Origin of the sequence: Streptomyces sp. NPDC057702 (assembly GCF_042799315.1) — a bacterium.
Lineage (GTDB): Bacteria > Actinomycetota > Actinomycetes > Streptomycetales > Streptomycetaceae > Streptomyces.
This window is the reverse complement of sequence record NZ_JBHVJC010000057.1, coordinates 1-15,581: the sequence shown is the minus strand read 5'-3', so window position 1 is coordinate 15,581 and position 15,581 is coordinate 1. Positions and strand designations below refer to the sequence as shown.

The window sequence follows — 15,581 nt, the reverse complement described above, 5'->3', positions numbered from 1 at the left end:
AGGAGTACGTCATGTCCCCCATCGCACCCGAGCACGTCCGTCGGGTCGCCTGTGTCGGCGCCGGAGTCATCGGCGGCGGCTGGGCGGCCCACTTCCTGGCCCGTGGCTACGACGTCAGCGCCTGGGACCCGGCTCCCGACGCCGAGGAGCGGCTGCGCCGGCTGGTCGACGCGGCCTGGCCGGCGCTGGAGCGGATCGGGCTGGCCGAGGGTGCCTCGCCGACGCGGCTGACCGTGACCGCCACGCTGGAGGAGGCCGTGGCCGGCGCGCAGTTCGTCCAGGAGAGCGCGCCGGAGAAGCTGGAGCTCAAGCGGGACCTGCTGGCCCGCATCGACGCGGCCACCGCCGACGACGTGGTCGTCGCGTCGTCCACCTCGGGCTATCCGATGACCGACATGCAGGGCGCGGCGGCGCGTCCGGGGCGGCTGGTGGTCGGGCACCCGTTCAACCCGCCCTACCTGATTCCCCTGGTGGAGGTCGTGGGCGGGGAGGCGACCGAGCGGTGGGCGGTGGACTGGGCGTCCGCCTTCTACTCCGTCGCGGGCAAGTCCGTGATCACCATGGAGCGCGAGCTGCCCGGTTTCATCGCCAACCGGCTCCAGGAGGCCCTGTGGCGCGAGGCGTTGCACATGGTGGCCGAGGGCGAGGCGACGGTCGCCGACATCGACGCGTCCATCACCGAGGGCCCGGGGTTGCGCTGGGCGTTCATGGGCCCCTGCCTCACCTTCGCCCTCGCGGGCGGCGAGGGCGGGATGGCGCACATGCTCGACCACTTCGGGCCGTCGCTCAAGGCGCCGTGGACCCGGCTGGAGGCGCCGGAACTGGACGACGCGCTGCGGTCGGCGATGATCGAGGGCTGCGCCGAGGCCGCGGGCGACCGCGGCTACGCCGACCTGGTGGCTGAGCGCGACCAGGGCGTCATCGACGTGTTGCGGGCCACCGGCCGGCTGCCCCGCTCGGGCGGCGGTGCGGACGCGTGAGCGAGGCACCGCCCGCACTCCCGCCCCACCGCGAGCCGGTGCACGCGGAGTGGATCGACTACAACGGGCACCTCAGCGAGGCGTACTACGTCCTGGTCTTCGGGCACGCCACCGACGCGCTCATGGACGCGGTGGGCCTGGACGCGGACTACCGCGAGCGCACCGGCTGCTCGCTGTACACCGTCGAGGCGCACGTACGCTACCTCCGCGAGGTGAGCGCGGACAGCGAACTCACCGTCCACACCCGCCTGTTGGGTGTCGAATCCGGCAAGGTGCGACTCATCCACGAGATGTACGCCGCTCGGCCGACGGGGCCGTCGGCCGAGCCCGTCGACGCGGAGCCCCCGGGGGAACCCGTGGCGACGGAGGAGCTCTTCGCCCTCCACGTCGACCAGCACACGGGGCGCTCCGCTCCGCTGCCCGAGCCCGTCCGCCGCGCGTTCGCGACCCGCGCCGAGGCGCCCCCGCCCTGGGCGGGGCGCGGCATTCGGCCGGTGGTCACCGACCGGACGGCCGACGCCGGGCCGGACCGGACGACGCCCTCGGGCGCGGACCCGGAGGCGGCGGTGGACCCGGACGTGACGGTGGAGGCGGTCGGGGGCTGAGCCCCCGGACAGCCGCGACGCCACGGAGCCGGTGCGGCGTCGGAGACCGCCGGGCCGGGCGCCCGTCGGGCACGCCGGGCCGGCGCCCGCGACCAGGCGCCTCCCCGTCGTACGGGCCTCCCGCCGTTCGGACTTCCCGGCTGTCGGGGTCACTCCTCCCGTGAGGGATGTCCCCACCGTTACGGGCGTCCCGCCCGTACGGCGTCGCGCTCAGGGGCCGGCCGCCGCGCTCACCGCCCGGGTCAGCGCGGCGCGCCGGCGGGCCCGCAGCGCGGTGGCGTCCACGGCGCCACGGGCGGCGCCGCACCAGGCCGAGGAGGTGGCGGGCGGGCGCGGCGGCGCGGTCGGCAGGGAACACGCGCTGGCCAGGCCGACAGTCAGCGCCAGCACGTCCAGCGGCTCCAGGGTGCCGGCGCCCGCTCGGTGCCCCGGGGCCGTGCTGCGATCCTCGGCCACCGGATGGCAGGCGGCGACCCGGGCGGCGAGCGGCTCGGGTCGCTCCAGGAACGCCCAGGTGACGAGCCGCAGCACCGCCGGGCGCGCCGTCAGGTGGTCGAAGAGCGCGCCCGCGTAGCCGGGCAGGTCGCCGGCGACATAGGGCACCTCGCTGGCGAGCCGGTCGAGCGTGGCGGCGACCACGATGTCGAACAGCTCTCGCTTGTTGCCGAAGTAGACGTACAGCAGACGTTTGTTGGCCCGCGCCGACAGGGCGATCCGGTCCACCCGCGCGCCCGCCACCCCGTGCTGGGCGAACTCGCCCAGGGCGGCTGCGAGCAGGCGGGCCTTGGTGGCCGTGGAGTCCGGCGGCATGCTCCCAGCTTAGGGAAGAGCCCGCGCCGACGACACGAGGGGCGAGCGGCTCGTCACCGGCCGTTGCGGCGCATGGCAGGGCCGCCCCCGCGCGCGGTGCGCGCGACGCGCTCAGCGCGGGGTGGCGTCCGCCCGGCGGGCCCCGCCGCCCCGTATCTCCAGGCTGCCGAGCAGCTGCCGGGTGGCGTCCGTCACCGCGACCACGGCCGCGTCGAACGCCTCCCGGTTGTGCGCGGCCGGGGCCCGGAAGCCGGACACCTTGCGCACGTACTGCAGGGCTGCCGCGTGGATGTCTTCTTCGCTCACCTCGGGCGTCGCCGGGGGGCGGAGCGTCTTGATGCTTCGGCACATGTGTTCAGCGTAGGCCGGGGGTGTGACATCGCCCCTCAGGCCGCCCGCCCCACCCCGCGAGAGGCCAGGTCAGGCGCGTGCGGTGGGGGGCGGGGCCGGGTGGGACGGGACCGGCGCGGGCAGCGCGTCGAGGAAGGCGGCGACGGCCTCGGCGAAGCCGGCCGGGTCGTCGTCGTGCACCCAGTGCCCGCCTTCGGGGAAGGTGCGCAGCGTGGTGTGCGGGCGCCGCTCGGCCATTTCGCGGGCCAGGTCGGTCGGCAGGACCACACTGCGGGCGCCGTGCACGAGCAGCGCGGGGCACCGGGAGCCGAGCCAGTCCGGCCACCAGTCGCCGACCGCCGCCCGCTGCGAGGCCATCATGGCGTCGAGGTCGAAGAGGAAACCCCAGCCGTCCGGGTACTCGACGGCGCTCTCCAGGAAGTAGCCCGCGTCGGGGATGCCCCGCTCCGTCACCTGTCGGCGCAGGGCGGCCAGGGTGGGAGCGCGGCGCGGCCAGGCGCGGACGTCGAGCACGGGGTGCGGGACGCGGGGCCGCCGGTTGTCCGCGCCGCCCTCCTCTACGACCAGCGCGCTGACCAGCTCCGGCCGCCGCGCGGCGAGCTGGAACGCGGTGACGCCGCCCACCGAGTGCCCCAGGACCGGCACCGGACCCAGGTCGAGGGCGACCAGGAACGCCGCCGCGTCGGCGATGTAGGCCTCGCGCGTGAAGTCGCCCGCGTCGGCCCGCGCGTCGGCGCTGCGGCCGTGGCCGCGCTGCTCCAGCGCGATGACCCGGTGGCGCGGGGCGAGCGCGGCGGTCAGGGCCGCGTAGGCGCGGGCCCGACCGAAGTGGCCGTGCAGCGCGAGAACGGGGCGCCCGGGGCCGCCGGGGTCGACGTAGCGCAACGGGCGCCCTCGGACGTGCACGGACCGCTCGGTGAGCATGACGCACTCCTTTGTACGGGTGGTGCCGGTGGGACGGGCCGACGCGGGCCCGTGTGCCGGTGGGTGGACGCGAGGAGCGATGCCGAGCCGTTAACGTAACGCTCGTTTCCCTAACTCGCAACGTCCGTGCGACACCACCGCGCCCACCGACGCGGACCGGTCCGCCTAGGGTGACCCCGACACGCCTGACACCTCCGGCACCCCGACGACCCGGCGGCTCGACAGCCGCCGAACGCCCACGGTCAGCGAGGACCCACCCGTCGCGCGGGGACGGGGCGGGCCTGTCGCCCGGTCGACCGAGCCACCCCGAGGAGTACCGCGCATGGCCAGGCCGCGCGACCCACAGCGGCGCACCGAACTGCTGGACGCGATCATCGAGTACCTGGCCGAACACGGCCTGGCCGGGCTGTCCCTGCGCCCACTGGCGCAGGCGCTCGGGCACAGCACCCGGGTCCTCACGCACCACTTCCGGGACAAGGAGGAGCTGGTCGACGCCGTGCTGCGGCGGCTCGACCAGCGCCAGCGCGACCGGCTGCGCGCCTTCCCCGGCTGGGCGGAGGAGGGCGGCCTGGGCGCGGTCGTACGGGCCTCCTGGGACTGGCATCTCTCGGCCGACCACCTGTCGGTCATCCGGCTGCTGCACGAGATCGAGGGGCTGGCGGCCGGCGGCCGACTGCCGGGCTCCCACGTCGCGGCGATGCTGCGGCAGCGGGCGCTGTTCGTCGCCGAGGCGCTACGGGCGCACGGCGTGCCGGCGGACCTCGCCGAGCGGCGCGCCACGCTGCTCAACGCCGCGTACGCCGGGCTCCAGATCGACTTCCTCGCCACCGGCGACCGGGCGCGCGTCCAGCCGGCCCTGGACGACCTGGTCGCGCTCGCCGACTCCTGGACCCGCCCCTGACGCCGCGTCGGGCGGAGCCCTGGCCCCCGGTGGACCGGCCCCGCCCGACGTGCGGCGCGCTCAGCGGCGCTGTCGGCCGGCGCGCGCGGAGGACGCCTCCCGCTGCGCGAGCGGGGTGCGCGGGCGCCGGATGACGGACAGCGGGGTGCGCGCCGCACCGGCCGCCGCCTCCGCGCCGCACCCGATCTCGACGCCGCGCGCCGACTCGACGACGTGCGGCACGTCGCGCCCGCAGGCCGCGCCCCGTACGCCCGTGGCATCCGCGTCGGCCCGCGCCCGATCAGCGGTGGTCGGGCCCGCGTCGCGGACGGCCTCGCGGGCCAGCGCGGCCAGTTCCCGACGGTCGCGGGCCGTGCCGGCCGGGATCGCCTCGTGCACCTGGACGCGCGCGCTCACCCCGTCGGCGCTCATGATCCGACGGAGCGAGCTGCCGAAGTCGTCGTCACCGACGAAGGCGGCGACCGTGCTCAGGGCGTGGTGCTGGAAGTAGCTCAGGGTCACCGGGCGGACCGGTGCGCCCGCGTCGAGCGCCGCCTGGAAGGTGGCGCGCCGGAAGTCGCCGGTCGTCCCGGCGCACCAGGTGGCGCCCTGCGGGAAGACCATGACCGAGCGACCGCCGCGCAGCAGTTCGGCGATCTCCGCCACCGTGTCGGGCAGGCCGCGCACGCTGTCCCGGTCGATGAAGCGGGTCCCGGCGCGCTGGGTCAGGGCCCCGACCATCGGCCACTCCCCCACCTCGCGCTTGGCGAGCATGGTCACCGGCTCCACGGCGAGCAGGGCGATGACGTCCAGCCAGGAGATGTGGTTGGCCACGACGAGCGTGCCCGGACCGCCCGGGGCCGCCGGGTACGCCGTCGCCCCGGGCTGCGGCGCGGAGCTCGGGCCGGCGGGCCCGGTCGGGGCGCTCAGCGGCCCGCCGAGGTGTTCCACATGGACGCCGAGCGCCGTCAGGATGCCCCGCGCGCACGCGCGTACGGTCGCCGGTTCGGCCAGGGCCTCGCCCGCCGCCACGGCGCCGAGCACGCGGCGGGCGAAGGCCATCGAGCGGCGCGCGGCGCGGGCGAGGGCGACCCGGTCGCCGACGTGGGCGACGCAACGCTGGTCGCAGGGCGAGGTGGGAGCCCAGGGGTTCACTGGGCGTCGCCGAGGAAGTAGCGGCGGTAGCGGTCGTTCATCTGCTGGGTGTCCAGGACGACGAAGAAGTCGGCGTCGTCGAAGTCGCGCTCGTGGTGCGGGGCACCGCACATCCACGCGCCCACCCGGAGGTAGCCGCGCAGCAGCGGCGGCAGGTCGGCGTAGCTGGGCTTGGCGTCCAGAGTGGTCGGCGGCGTCCACGGGTCGCGCGGCTGCACGCGCAGCTCGGGCGGCGCGGTGTGGCGCGCGGTGCCGAGCAGCCAGGCGTTGCTGGCCGCCGCGCCGCCGTCGGCCAGCGAGACGGAGGCGCAGCCGGCCAGGTAGCGGTGTCCCGAGAGCAGGACGTAGCGGGCCAGGCCGGCCCACATCAGGTTGATCACCGCGCCGGAGCGGTGGTCGGGGTGGACGCAGGCGCGGCCGGCCTCGACCAGCGAGGAGCGCACGTCCAGCGGGAGACCGCGCAGGTCGAACTCACCCTCCGAGAAGAGCCGTTCGGTCCGCCCCGGGGGCAGCAGCCGATAGGTGCCGACGATCTCGCCACTGACCTTGTCGATGACGATGAGGTGGTCCATCAGCGCGTCGAACTCGTCGACGTCGAGCCCGGCGGTCCGCGACGGGAGCTTGGCGCCCTTCTCCTCGCCGAAGACCTGGTACCGCAGCCGCTGGGCGGCCTCTATCTGCTGCCGCGTGTCCGCGATGGCGGTGATGTAGGAGTCGGTGGCCGCCGTTACGGTGGACGTCGAGAGCGTAGGCATTCCTGGTCTCCGTTCAGGGGGAATTCAGCAGCGTCGTCGGTATCGGTCGGCAATCGTTTGCTGCCCGGCTATGTATCGTTCTTTCGTGCGTCGGTAGAATGCCCCGCTCGCCGGTGAACCGTGTTTCGGCCTCGGGCAGGAACCTCGCTGGCTGTCGCAAGTATTCCGACGTACACGAAAGTCGCAGTGTCCTTGCGGTTATTCGCGTGCTGCCAGGTGATGACGAAGACGGAACGCGGGAGGCCGCACCCCGTCGCCTACGGGATGCGGCCCGAGCCCGGCGCACGCCGGAATTCCGTCGCCTACCGGCCGCCGTGTCGGCCCTGCCGGGATTCGCGGGAACGCGGTGGTCGGAGCGGGGTGGGTGGGCGGCTCGCGTCGATCATGAAGTCGTTCGCGGCCGAACTCCCGATTGCCACGTAAATGTCACCGCTGCCCACGTCAGCGGACTCCTATTCATTGGCCGGCGATTCGCTGGGGAATATCTTGGTAATGATCTTTCCGTCGCGGGTGAGGTAACCGTAGAGCATCCCGGGGCTGCTGTGCGGGGCGTCGAATGTTCCCTTGCTGTCCAGCGCGATGACGCCGCCGTCACCGCCGAGTTGGGGCAGTTGTGTGACCAGCACCCGGTGCGCGGCCTCGGCCACGCCCAGGCCGCCGTACTCCATGAGGTGGGCGATGGTGGCGGTGGCCGCGCCCCGGATGAACACCTCGCCGTGTCCGGTCGCGCTGGCCGCGACGGTGCCGTCCTTGGCGTACGTGCCGGCCCCGATCAGCGGCGAGTCGCCGACCCGGCCCGGCATCTTGTTGGTCGTGCCGCCGGTGGAGGTGGCGGCGGCCAGATGGTGCCGGTCGTCCCGGGCCACGGCGCCGACGGTGCCCTTGGTGTGGTCCTCCTGGGCGGTGTTCGCCCGCGCGCCGGTGTCGCCGCGCGCGGCGCGCTCCTCCCGCTTGGCGGCCATGAGCTGGTCCCAGCGCCGTTGCGTCCAGTAGTAGTCCTGCGTCACGGTCGGCAGGCCGCCTCGGGCGGCGAAGTCGTCGGCGCCCTCGCCCACGAGCAGGACGTGCCGGGTCCGTTCCATGACCAGCCGGGCGGCCGAGACCGGGTTGCGTACGCTCCGTACGCCGGCGACGGCGCCCGCCGCCTGGTCGGAGCCGCGCATGACGGAGGCGTCCAACTCGTGTCCGGCGTCCGCGGTGAACACCGCGCCCTTGCCGGCGTTGAACAGTTCGTTGTCCTCCAGTACGCGCACGGCGGCCTCGACGGCCGCCACGCTGTCGCCGCCGCCGCGCAGGACGCGCTGCCCGGCCCGGAGCGCGTCGGTGAGGCCGGTGCGGTAGGCCCGTTCCTGTGCGGGGGTGGTGTGGTCGGGGTCGAGCGCGGTGCCCGCGCCGCCGTGCACCGCCAGCACGACGTCGCGCGCGTCGGGCCGGCCGGGGCCGCCGTCCTCGGCGACCAGGTGCCGAGGCGGCCGGGGCGACGATCCCGCCGAGCCGGGTGCCGCGCTGGTGAGCGAGGCGGTGAGTGCGATGGTCGCGGCGCACACGGTCACCAGTCGGGCCCGTGCGGGGGTTCGCGGGCGTCGTGCGGTACGCGGTGGCATGGCCTGTCCTCTCGTCGCGAAGCCGTGGGCCACGCCCCGGCGTTCAACACGGGGCCGACGCGCGGGCGCGCCACGGCGGGTCCCCTCAGCTCTGCCCACGACCGGCACGCTCCTCCCCCGGCCGGCGCCCGCGCCAGAGTCCCGGCACGGGGGCCCGACCCGCGCGCCGGGCCCCCGGGGGTCAGCGGTGGGCGGGCGCGTCGGCTTCCAGGACGCGCCGCACCTGGGCCGCGACGCCCACCATGGCGGCACGGCGCGGGTGGTAGGAGGCGGCGGCCAGCGGGTTGGTGTCCTTGCCCTGGATCCACGCCTGGTCGCCGGGCGCGCAGGCGTCGTGGCCGAGCGAGGTGGCGTACGTGTCGATGTAGCGGGTCGCGCCGTCCCGCGCGGCGGCGTCCGCCATCGCGGTGTTCAGCGCGCTCTCCACGGTGTCGAGCCAGCGCAGGTCGCCGTCGGCGAAGGGCAGGATCGCGGGACAGGCGCCGGTGGGCGGCGCGATGCGCGGGTAGCCGACCAGCACCACCCGGGCGCGTGGCGCGCGCTCGTGGATGGTGCGCAGAATGGTCGACACGCGCGGGGAGACCTGGCGCGCGTGGTCGACGAGGGTGTCCACGCCGTCCACGGTGTAGTGCCGCTGGCACGGGTTGCCGGCTGGGTCCTGCGGCCGGAGGTCGGGGCAGGTCTCCGTGAGCTCCCCGAAGATGCCGAAGTCGTTGCCGCCGATGCTGAGGGTGACCAGGTCGGTCTGCCGGGTCAGTGGGTCGAGTTGGGGCTGGTGGGTGCCCAGCGGTACGGACTGCGGCCGGGTCATGTGGGTGGTGTCGGCGCCGGCGCAGCTCATGTCGGTGAACGCGGGGACGCGCAGGTCGCGGGCCAGCAGGGCGGGGTAGTTGGCGGTGGACCGGAAGCAGCCGGGCGGGTCGGGCCGCATGAGGGGGATCAGCGGTCCCGATACGTAGGAGTCGCCGAGCGCGACGTAGCGGCCGTAGGGCGCGCCGCGCTCGCCGGTGTCGGCCGGCCCCCGGGGCGTGGCCGACGCGGCGGCGGGTGCGAGGGCGCAGGCGGCGGTGAGCGCGCCGGCCAGGGCCAGCGCCGCGCGCCGCCGGGCACCGGGCCGGCCCACGGTGCCGTCGCCCACCGCGCGGCGTCCGCGTCGGGGGCGGCCGGGGCGGGCCCGACCCGTCGGGTGGGCTGAACGTCCTGAGCGGTCGTGCCGTGCGTGCCGTGCGTGCCGTGCGTGCCGTGCGTGCCGTGCGTGCCGGAGAACCATGGTGAACCTCACCCGAGTTGACGTGACCGGTACGGAACACCGGCGCCTCTGGGGCGGTGCGGTGATCCGGGCGGCGGGGACGCGGTGCGGGACGGGACGCGGTGCGAGTCGGAGCGCGGTACGGGGCCGTGGTGCGGTGCGGGGGTGGCCGCGACGCACGGCGCCCCGGCCCGAGCGGTGCCACGGGGTGCGGATGCGCGCGGGCGGCCTGGGCCGCGCCCGGCGTACCCGCTCCCACGCCTGCCCGCTTTCACGGGGAAGCAACATCCCGTCGCGGCCTCAACTGTGCGGGTCTCACGGCGAATTCGGGACCAAGCGGTGACGGAACGTCCCGACCGGGGGCGCGCCTCAGCTCGCCCCGTCAGCACCGTGCGCCCCGCCGCGCTGGTCCGTGGGCCCGTCCGGCGGGGGAAGGCGCGCAGGGTGACCAGTGCCGTGAGCGCGCTCGCGACGGCGCAGCCGGGGCCGGTGGCCACGGTCACCGGCCGCGCCTGCGTGAAGGCGTCCCGGGCGGCGCCGGCCTCGCCGGAGCGCCCGGAGGCGTACCGCAGGGTCGCGGTCGCCCCCAGCGAACCTCGCGCGGGTTCGGGGACACCGCCGGGCAGCGGGCCCCGGCACACGGCCGCCAGCGTGCCGCCCAGGACCGCCGCGCCCACGGCGATGCCCAGCTGCCGGTGGGTGTTGTTGAGCACGGAGCCCATGCCCGCCCGGTGGGGCGGCACGGCGCTGGGGACGGTGCTGGTCCCCGCCGGGCTGGCGAAGCCCGTACCGGCCCCGCACAGCAGCAGCCCCAGGGCCACCAGGACGTAACCGCTGCCGGGAGCGAGCGCGAGCAGCACCGCGAAGCCGCGGGCCGTCACCGCGGACCCGCCGACGATGGTCGCGCGATATCCGACCCGGCCCGGCGCCCGGCCCCCGAAGGCGGCCCGCATGACCACGCCCACCGCCAGTGGTGTCACCGCCAGCCCTGTGCGCGACGCGCTGAACCCACGGACCGACGGGAGGTACTGGCTCAGGATGAAGAGCGCGCTACCGGTGGCCACGGACAGCAGAGCGATGGCCAGACCTCGCCGGCGAACCGTCGGTCGCGGTACAGCCCAGGTCGACCACCGGCTCCCGGGCGCGGGACCGGCGGAGCCCGAAGGCGAGCAGGGCGCAGCCGGCGAGCGTGGCCGAGCCGAGCACGAGGGGCGTGCCGGACCCCGCCTCCGCCCTCGGCGGGCTCCCCACCGTACGGGGGGCGGTCGCCACCCTTGGGAGCGGTCGGTTCGAGGTCGACTTCCCCATGCTGGTGGCGGCCGTGGGGGGCGGCGGCGATCGGCAGGTGGGCCCGGCCGGGCGCGTCGCGGCCAGCCCCCGCGCCCCGGCCATCGCGGCGCCGGCACGCCGTGCTCAACGCGGTCGCCGGGCGGCGTCCTGGCCCGCGTCCACGGCGTGCCGGTGGCCATCGGCAGCCCGACGTTCGCCACGGCCGTCCCGGAGCGGGCGGCGCCGACCACGTTGACCGGGCCGCCGCTGCCCGCCGCGCCGCGCGAGCGGGCCGAGCGGTGGGAGCGCGCGGGGCGCACGACGATGGTGGTGCGGCACGGCGGGCGCTCTCTGGGCGTCATCGGCGTCATGGACACCCCGCGCCCGGAGGCGGCGGCGATCGTGGCGCGACCGCGCGGGCTGGACGTCCGGCGCGCGGTGCTGATCTCCGGCGACGTCCGGCGGGCCGACACGGTGGCCGGCCAGGTGGGGCTCGACGCCGCGTGGGGCGGGCTGTCGCCCGCCGGCGAGGTGGCGGGCGTCGAGCGGCTGCGCGCGGAGGGCACCGTACGGCCGTGGTCGGCGACGGCGTCCACGACGCTCCGGCGATGGCCTTCGCGACGGTGGGCGCGGCCCGGGGAGCGGCCAGTTGCGCGGTGGCGCTGGAGAGCGCCGACGTCGCCCTGATGCCCGATGATCCGGGCAGGTCGCCGCTGACCACCGGGCTGAGTCGGCGCACCGGCGCGGTGGTCCGGCAGAACCTGCGGCGGAGTCTGGGCCGCGTCGCGGTGCTGGTGCCCGCCACGGCGCTCGGGCTCGGCACCGGCCCCGCCGTGCTCGTCCACGAGGGCTCCACACTGCTCGTGGTCGCCAACGCGCCGCGCCTGCCGCGCTATCCGAAGCACGGCTGAGGCCCGCCCTCGGACAGGCCCGGCCGAGGGCGCGGGGCGGTCCGGGCTCCGGGCCAGGAGCCGGACCGCCCCGCGCCGGGCGGATCAGCCGCGCGCGGCGTTCACGGTGCTAGCGGTTCAGCGCGCCGCCTTGTACGCGCCCTTGTCGAAGGCGATGCCCGTCAGACCGTTGGCCCAGAGCTGGTTGACGCGGGCCGACTCCTGCGCGTTCGGGTTCGGGTTGGTGCAGGACGGGCCGGGGCCGCCACCGGACATCAGCTCGCTGCACGGACCCGAGTAGCGGTCGGGCAGGCCCAGCACGTGACCGGTCTCGTGAGCGGTGACCCGGGTCGAGTCGTACTGCTGGTTCTGCCGGTAGTCCAGGAAGATGTAGCCGCGACCGTGGCCGTTGGTGCTGGCGTACGAGCCACGCGAGTCGTTGCCCTCGCGGTACTCGAAGTCGAAGCTGCCCGAACCCTCGCGCAACTGGACGTTGCGCACCGCGCTGTTCCAGATCTGGGTGCTACGGGCGATCTGGGACGCGAAGGTCGGGGCTCGTCTGGCGCTGTACGTCACCGTGACGGCGGCGGCGCCGGTCTTGGCCTGCTTGGCCTTGGCCGACTTGATGACGGCCTCGAAGAACGCCTTGGTCGCGGCCTGGTTCTCGCCCGAGCGCTCGTAGGCCGCGATGCTCGCGGCGCTGCTGGTCTGGGTCTCCGACGCCTTTGTCGGAGCGGCGGACGCGGTGGCAGGCAGGGTGGCGACCGCGGTGGCCAGGCCGAGGCCGAGCGAGGCCGTCAGAAATATCTTGGAGCGTCGCATGGGGGGTACTCCATTTCCGACCCGAAGCGCCGCCAACCGCTCGGATAGCGGTGAGGGCGCTCCGGATACAGCTCAGTTGTGGTGCTGAGTCTCGGTGAGTTTTCGGCCGGCGTGGAGCATGTCACTTGCCGATAGCGCGAGGTAATGGACCGCATAGGCGGCACACCCGGACAAGTATCGGCATGGGCCGACAACTCCGCGTTCGCGGCGGGGAGTTCACCGATCACCGGACGCCGGCTCCGCGCGCGGACCCGCACAGCCGGGCGCCTCTCCCGGGCGCCGGCCGCCCGGCGCGTAGTGCCGGGCGGCCCGCGCGTGTCGGTCGTCGCTGGCTGGAGGGGTGGTCGCGTGCCGGTCGCGGCGCCCGGCCGCTCACTCCGTGACGCGCTCGGTGGCCTCGGCCGCCCGGCTCTCCATGGTCCGTGGCTCGGTCAGCGTGTGTGACAGCGCCCAGCAGGCCAGCGGCATCGTCACCAGCGAGGCCAGCGCCCAGCGCAGCGAGGTGGCCTCGGCCAGCGCGCCGACCAGCGGGCTGGCGACGCCGCCGACGCTCACGGCGAGCCCGAGGGTGACGCCGCTGGCCGTGCCGATCCGTCGGGGCAGGTAGTCCTGCCCCAGGGTGACGTGCAGCGAGAAGGGCACGTACAGCGCCACGGACGTCGCCGCGATGAAGACGTAGACCAGCGGCCCGGGCGCGAAGGGGATGCCCGCCACGGAGGGAACGCCCACGGCGTAGGCGAGGCGCAGCGTCCGCACCCGGCCCCAGCGGGCGGCGAGTCGGCCGCCGAGCAGCGTGCCGGCCGCGCCGCCGCCGAAGAGGAGGAACAGGGCCGCGGCGCCGGCGGTGTCGCCGGCGTCCAGGTGGTGGCGCACGTACAGGGAGATGAAGGCGCTGAGCCCGACGTAGCCGATGGAGCGGCAGACGACGATGGCCGAGAGTCGCAGGAACAGCGGCCAGTCGTCCTCGCCCGCCCGCGTCGTGGCCCCGCCCGGGCCGGCCTCGGACCAGCCGGCCCGGCCGCGTGCCCACAGCACCAGCGTGACGCCGACGACCGAGGGGATGACCAGCAGCGGCGTGGCCGACAGTCCACCCAGGGCCAGTACGGGAGTGACGAAGACGGGCGCGAGGGCCCAGCCGATGTTGCCGCCGAGGGAGAACCAGCTCATGCCGACGTGGCTGCCGCCGGTCACCGCGCGTGCCATGCGGGCGCCCTCGGGGTGGTAGGCGGCCACTCCGAGGCCGGAGAGCGCGACCGCGATCCAGGTCAGCGCGTACACGTCGGTGAGCCCGGACACGCCGATGCCGATGCCGGCCGCAGCGATACCGCCGGGGATCAGCCACGGCATGGGCCGGCGGTCGGTCAGGGCCCCGAAGGCCGGTTGGACCACGGAGGACAGGAGTGTGGCGGCGAGCACGATGCCCGAGGCCGCCACGTAGCTGTAGCCACGGTCGGCCACCCAGAAGGGCACCAGGGCGAGCACGGCGCCCTGGTAGACGTCGTTGCACGCGTGCGCCAGGGCGAGCAGGCCGATGGCGGACGGGCGTCGGCCGGTGCGCTGGAGACGTGTCATGCATCGATCATCGGCGGGCCGGCCATGGCCTGCTTCCGATAAAATGCCAATCAATGTCGGAGATCCGCCACACCCCGCGCGCCCGTACCGCCACCCGCCGCCTTCCCCCCGGATTCGGTGTCGGCCCGCACCACCACGACGACCACCAGATCGTCTACGCCGGACGCGGCGTGCTGTCCGTGACGACCGGCGCCGGCAGTTGGGTCGCGCCGGCCACCAGCGCGCTGTGGATACCGGCCGGCACCGTGCACGAGCCCCGGGCCTGGGGCGAGACCGACCTGCACACGGTGGGGCTGCCGGCCACGGTGAACCCGCTGGGCCTGGACCGGCCCGCGGTCATCGCCGTCGGGCCGCTGCTGCGCGAGCTGATCCTGGAGTACACGCGCGACCCGACCGACCCGAGCCCCGAACGCCGGCGCCTGCTGCGGGTCCTGCTCGACCAGCTCCGCCACTCCCCGCAGCGCCCCATCCACCTGCCGACGGCGCGCGACACCCGGCTGGCCTCGGTGTGCGCGCTGCTCACCGACGACCCCGCCGACAGCCGTACGCTCGCCGCGCTGGGGGCGGCGGTGGGGGCGAGCGAGCGCACGCTGGCCCGGCTGTTCCGCGCCGAGATGGGCATGACGTTCCCGCAGTGGCGCACCCAACTGCGCCTGCACCGGGCGCTGTTGCTGCTGGCGGACGGGGTCCCGGTGACGGCGGTGGCGCACCGCTGCGGCTGGGCGACCGCGAGCGCCTTCATCGATGTCTTCCGCCGCAAGCTGGGACACACCCCCGGCGCGCGCCGACCGTCCCGGGGCTGAACGGCCGGTCATCGACTCGACCTCGAAGCGGGGCCCGGGCATCCGACCGGTGCGGCGCACGGCGGCCACCGGGAACGTGGCGCCTCTCCGCCGCCGCTGGCTCTGCGGCGTTCAGCGGGTGGCGTGGGCGGGCGCGCGGTCGCGGCGCCCGGTCGGGCGGATGCCGAAGGGCGGCGCTGAGAGCGCGGGAAGGGGCGGGACGGGAGGGGCCGATCTGGCGGGCCACGGCGGCGAGGTCGGCATGGTTGTTCGCCAGCCGGGCTCGCGGGCCTCGACGTCGAAACTGGATGTGTAATATCTCGATTATGCAACTGGCCAAGGGCGTGGAGTGGGGGCTGCACTGCTGTCTGACGCTGGCCTGGCTGGGGGACGCCGAACCGGTGCCCACAGCCAGGTTGGCGGCGGTGTTCGACCTACCGCAGCCCTATCTGAACAAGCGGCTCCAGGCGCTGGTACGGGGCGGCGTGCTCAGCTCGTCCCCCGGTGTGCGGGGCGGGTTCCGCCTGGCGCGGGCGCCCGAGCGGATCACGCTGATGGACGTGGTGGTGGCCATCGAGGGGCCCGACGATCCCTTCCGGTGCACCGAGATCCGCCAGCACGGGGCCGGCGCGGACGCCGACCCACGGGAGTTCGCCCGGCCCTGCGGCATCGCCACCGCCATGCGCCGGGCCGAGCTGGCCTGGCGGCGCGAGCTCGCGGCGCAGTCGATCGCCGACCTCATGGCGGCCACACCCGCCGCGTCGGCCGACCGGATCCGCCGCTTCTACGCCCGGCTCACCGCCACCGCCACCTGAGCGGACGGCCCCGCCCACCCAGGTGGCGGGGCCCTACCGAAAAGAGTGGGGGGGCGGGGGGCCGCGTGGGTGAGCCGCCCCCCCCCCCGCGCCCCATAGGGAGCCCCCCCCCCGCGAT

At 75.6% G+C, this 15,581-nt stretch carries 17 protein-coding genes; 7 read left to right on the top strand and 10 right to left on the bottom strand.

All coding sequences use genetic code 11. The annotated features are described in order from the left end of the window. Positions 1-11: 11 nt before the first annotated feature. Both ACFVFR_RS30120 and ACFVFR_RS30115 read left to right on the top strand, forming a co-directional pair. Entirely contained in the window at positions 12-980 is a 969-nt protein-coding gene (locus ACFVFR_RS30120) for a 3-hydroxyacyl-CoA dehydrogenase NAD-binding domain-containing protein (RefSeq protein WP_383707471.1), read from the top strand. Then, positions 977-1,585 (top strand): thioesterase family protein, encoded by a 609-nt coding sequence (locus tag ACFVFR_RS30115; protein ID WP_383707469.1) that lies wholly within the window; start codon positions 977-979, stop codon positions 1,583-1,585. Before ACFVFR_RS30120 ends, ACFVFR_RS30115 begins: the two co-directional genes overlap by 4 nt. A gap of 210 nt (positions 1,586-1,795) precedes the next feature. Here ACFVFR_RS30115 and ACFVFR_RS30110 read toward each other — a convergent pair whose 3' ends face one another. The 3 genes from ACFVFR_RS30110 to ACFVFR_RS30100 form a co-directional block, all read right to left on the bottom strand. After that, entirely contained in the window at positions 1,796-2,395 is a 600-nt protein-coding gene (locus ACFVFR_RS30110; RefSeq protein WP_383707467.1) for a TetR/AcrR family transcriptional regulator, read from the bottom strand. A 111-nt stretch (positions 2,396-2,506) separates the two neighbouring features. Then, positions 2,507-2,746 carry a DUF2277 domain-containing protein gene (locus tag ACFVFR_RS30105; protein ID WP_383707465.1) on the bottom strand — a complete coding sequence of 80 codons (240 nt, stop codon included), beginning with the start codon at positions 2,744-2,746 and terminating at the stop codon, positions 2,507-2,509. 69 nt (positions 2,747-2,815) lie between these two features. Then, positions 2,816-3,670 carry an alpha/beta fold hydrolase gene (locus ACFVFR_RS30100; RefSeq protein WP_383707463.1) on the bottom strand — a complete coding sequence of 285 codons (855 nt, stop codon included), beginning with the start codon at positions 3,668-3,670 and terminating at the stop codon, positions 2,816-2,818. 322 nt (positions 3,671-3,992) lie between these two features. On the opposite strand from ACFVFR_RS30100, the gene ACFVFR_RS30095 reads away from it, so the two are divergent. Further along, a complete protein-coding gene (locus tag ACFVFR_RS30095; protein WP_383707461.1) occupies positions 3,993-4,571 on the top strand; it encodes a TetR/AcrR family transcriptional regulator in 579 nt (192 codons plus the stop codon). 60 nt (positions 4,572-4,631) lie between these two features. On the opposite strand, the gene ACFVFR_RS30090 is transcribed toward ACFVFR_RS30095, so the two are convergent. The 5 genes from ACFVFR_RS30090 to ACFVFR_RS30070 form a co-directional block, all read right to left on the bottom strand. Beyond that, on the bottom strand, positions 4,632-5,705 hold the full coding sequence (locus ACFVFR_RS30090) for a lysophospholipid acyltransferase family protein (protein ID WP_383707459.1): 1,074 nt from the start codon (positions 5,703-5,705) through the stop codon (positions 4,632-4,634). After that, positions 5,702-6,460 (bottom strand): GNAT family N-acetyltransferase, encoded by a 759-nt coding sequence (locus ACFVFR_RS30085; RefSeq protein WP_383707457.1) that lies wholly within the window; start codon positions 6,458-6,460, stop codon positions 5,702-5,704. The genes ACFVFR_RS30090 and ACFVFR_RS30085 overlap by 4 nt, the downstream gene beginning before the upstream one ends. A 452-nt stretch (positions 6,461-6,912) precedes the next feature. Beyond that, positions 6,913-8,064, bottom strand: coding sequence for an isoaspartyl peptidase/L-asparaginase family protein (locus tag ACFVFR_RS30080; protein WP_383707455.1), 1,152 nt, complete (start codon positions 8,062-8,064; stop codon positions 6,913-6,915). Positions 8,065-8,245: 181 nt separating this feature from the next. After that, positions 8,246-9,202 (bottom strand): SGNH/GDSL hydrolase family protein, encoded by a 957-nt coding sequence (locus ACFVFR_RS30075; RefSeq protein WP_383707453.1) that lies wholly within the window; start codon positions 9,200-9,202, stop codon positions 8,246-8,248. Between the two features lie 140 nt (positions 9,203-9,342). Next, positions 9,343-10,782 (bottom strand): MFS transporter, encoded by a 1,440-nt coding sequence (locus ACFVFR_RS30070; protein WP_383707497.1) that lies wholly within the window; start codon positions 10,780-10,782, stop codon positions 9,343-9,345. Between ACFVFR_RS30070 and ACFVFR_RS30065 the strand changes: the two genes are divergently transcribed. Continuing rightward, positions 10,775-11,269, top strand: coding sequence for a hypothetical protein (locus ACFVFR_RS30065; protein WP_383707505.1), 495 nt, complete (start codon positions 10,775-10,777; stop codon positions 11,267-11,269). The two genes, ACFVFR_RS30070 and ACFVFR_RS30065, sit on opposite strands and share 8 nt — an antisense overlap. Beyond that, a complete protein-coding gene (locus tag ACFVFR_RS30060) occupies positions 11,191-11,493 on the top strand; it encodes a hypothetical protein (protein ID WP_383707451.1) in 303 nt (100 codons plus the stop codon). The genes ACFVFR_RS30065 and ACFVFR_RS30060 overlap by 79 nt, the downstream gene beginning before the upstream one ends. 117 nt (positions 11,494-11,610) lie before the next feature. Here the strand turns inward: ACFVFR_RS30060 and snpA are convergent, their stop codons facing one another. Beyond that, on the bottom strand, positions 11,611-12,294 hold the full coding sequence (snpA, locus tag ACFVFR_RS30055; RefSeq protein ID WP_383707449.1) for a snapalysin: 684 nt from the start codon (positions 12,292-12,294) through the stop codon (positions 11,611-11,613). Positions 12,295-12,666: 372 nt separating this feature from the next. Further along, on the bottom strand, positions 12,667-13,866 hold the full coding sequence (locus ACFVFR_RS30050) for an MFS transporter (protein WP_383707447.1): 1,200 nt from the start codon (positions 13,864-13,866) through the stop codon (positions 12,667-12,669). A 53-nt stretch (positions 13,867-13,919) separates the two neighbouring features. Between ACFVFR_RS30050 and ACFVFR_RS30045 the strand changes: the two genes are divergently transcribed. Together ACFVFR_RS30045 and ACFVFR_RS30040 are read left to right on the top strand one after the other, a co-directional pair. Further along, positions 13,920-14,669: a helix-turn-helix domain-containing protein gene (locus ACFVFR_RS30045; protein WP_383707445.1), complete on the top strand. Its 750-nt coding sequence runs from the start codon at positions 13,920-13,922 to the stop codon at positions 14,667-14,669. A 305-nt stretch (positions 14,670-14,974) separates the two neighbouring features. Further along, positions 14,975-15,463 carry an RrF2 family transcriptional regulator gene (locus tag ACFVFR_RS30040; protein ID WP_383707443.1) on the top strand — a complete coding sequence of 163 codons (489 nt, stop codon included), beginning with the start codon at positions 14,975-14,977 and terminating at the stop codon, positions 15,461-15,463. Positions 15,464-15,581: the final 118 nt, after the last annotated feature.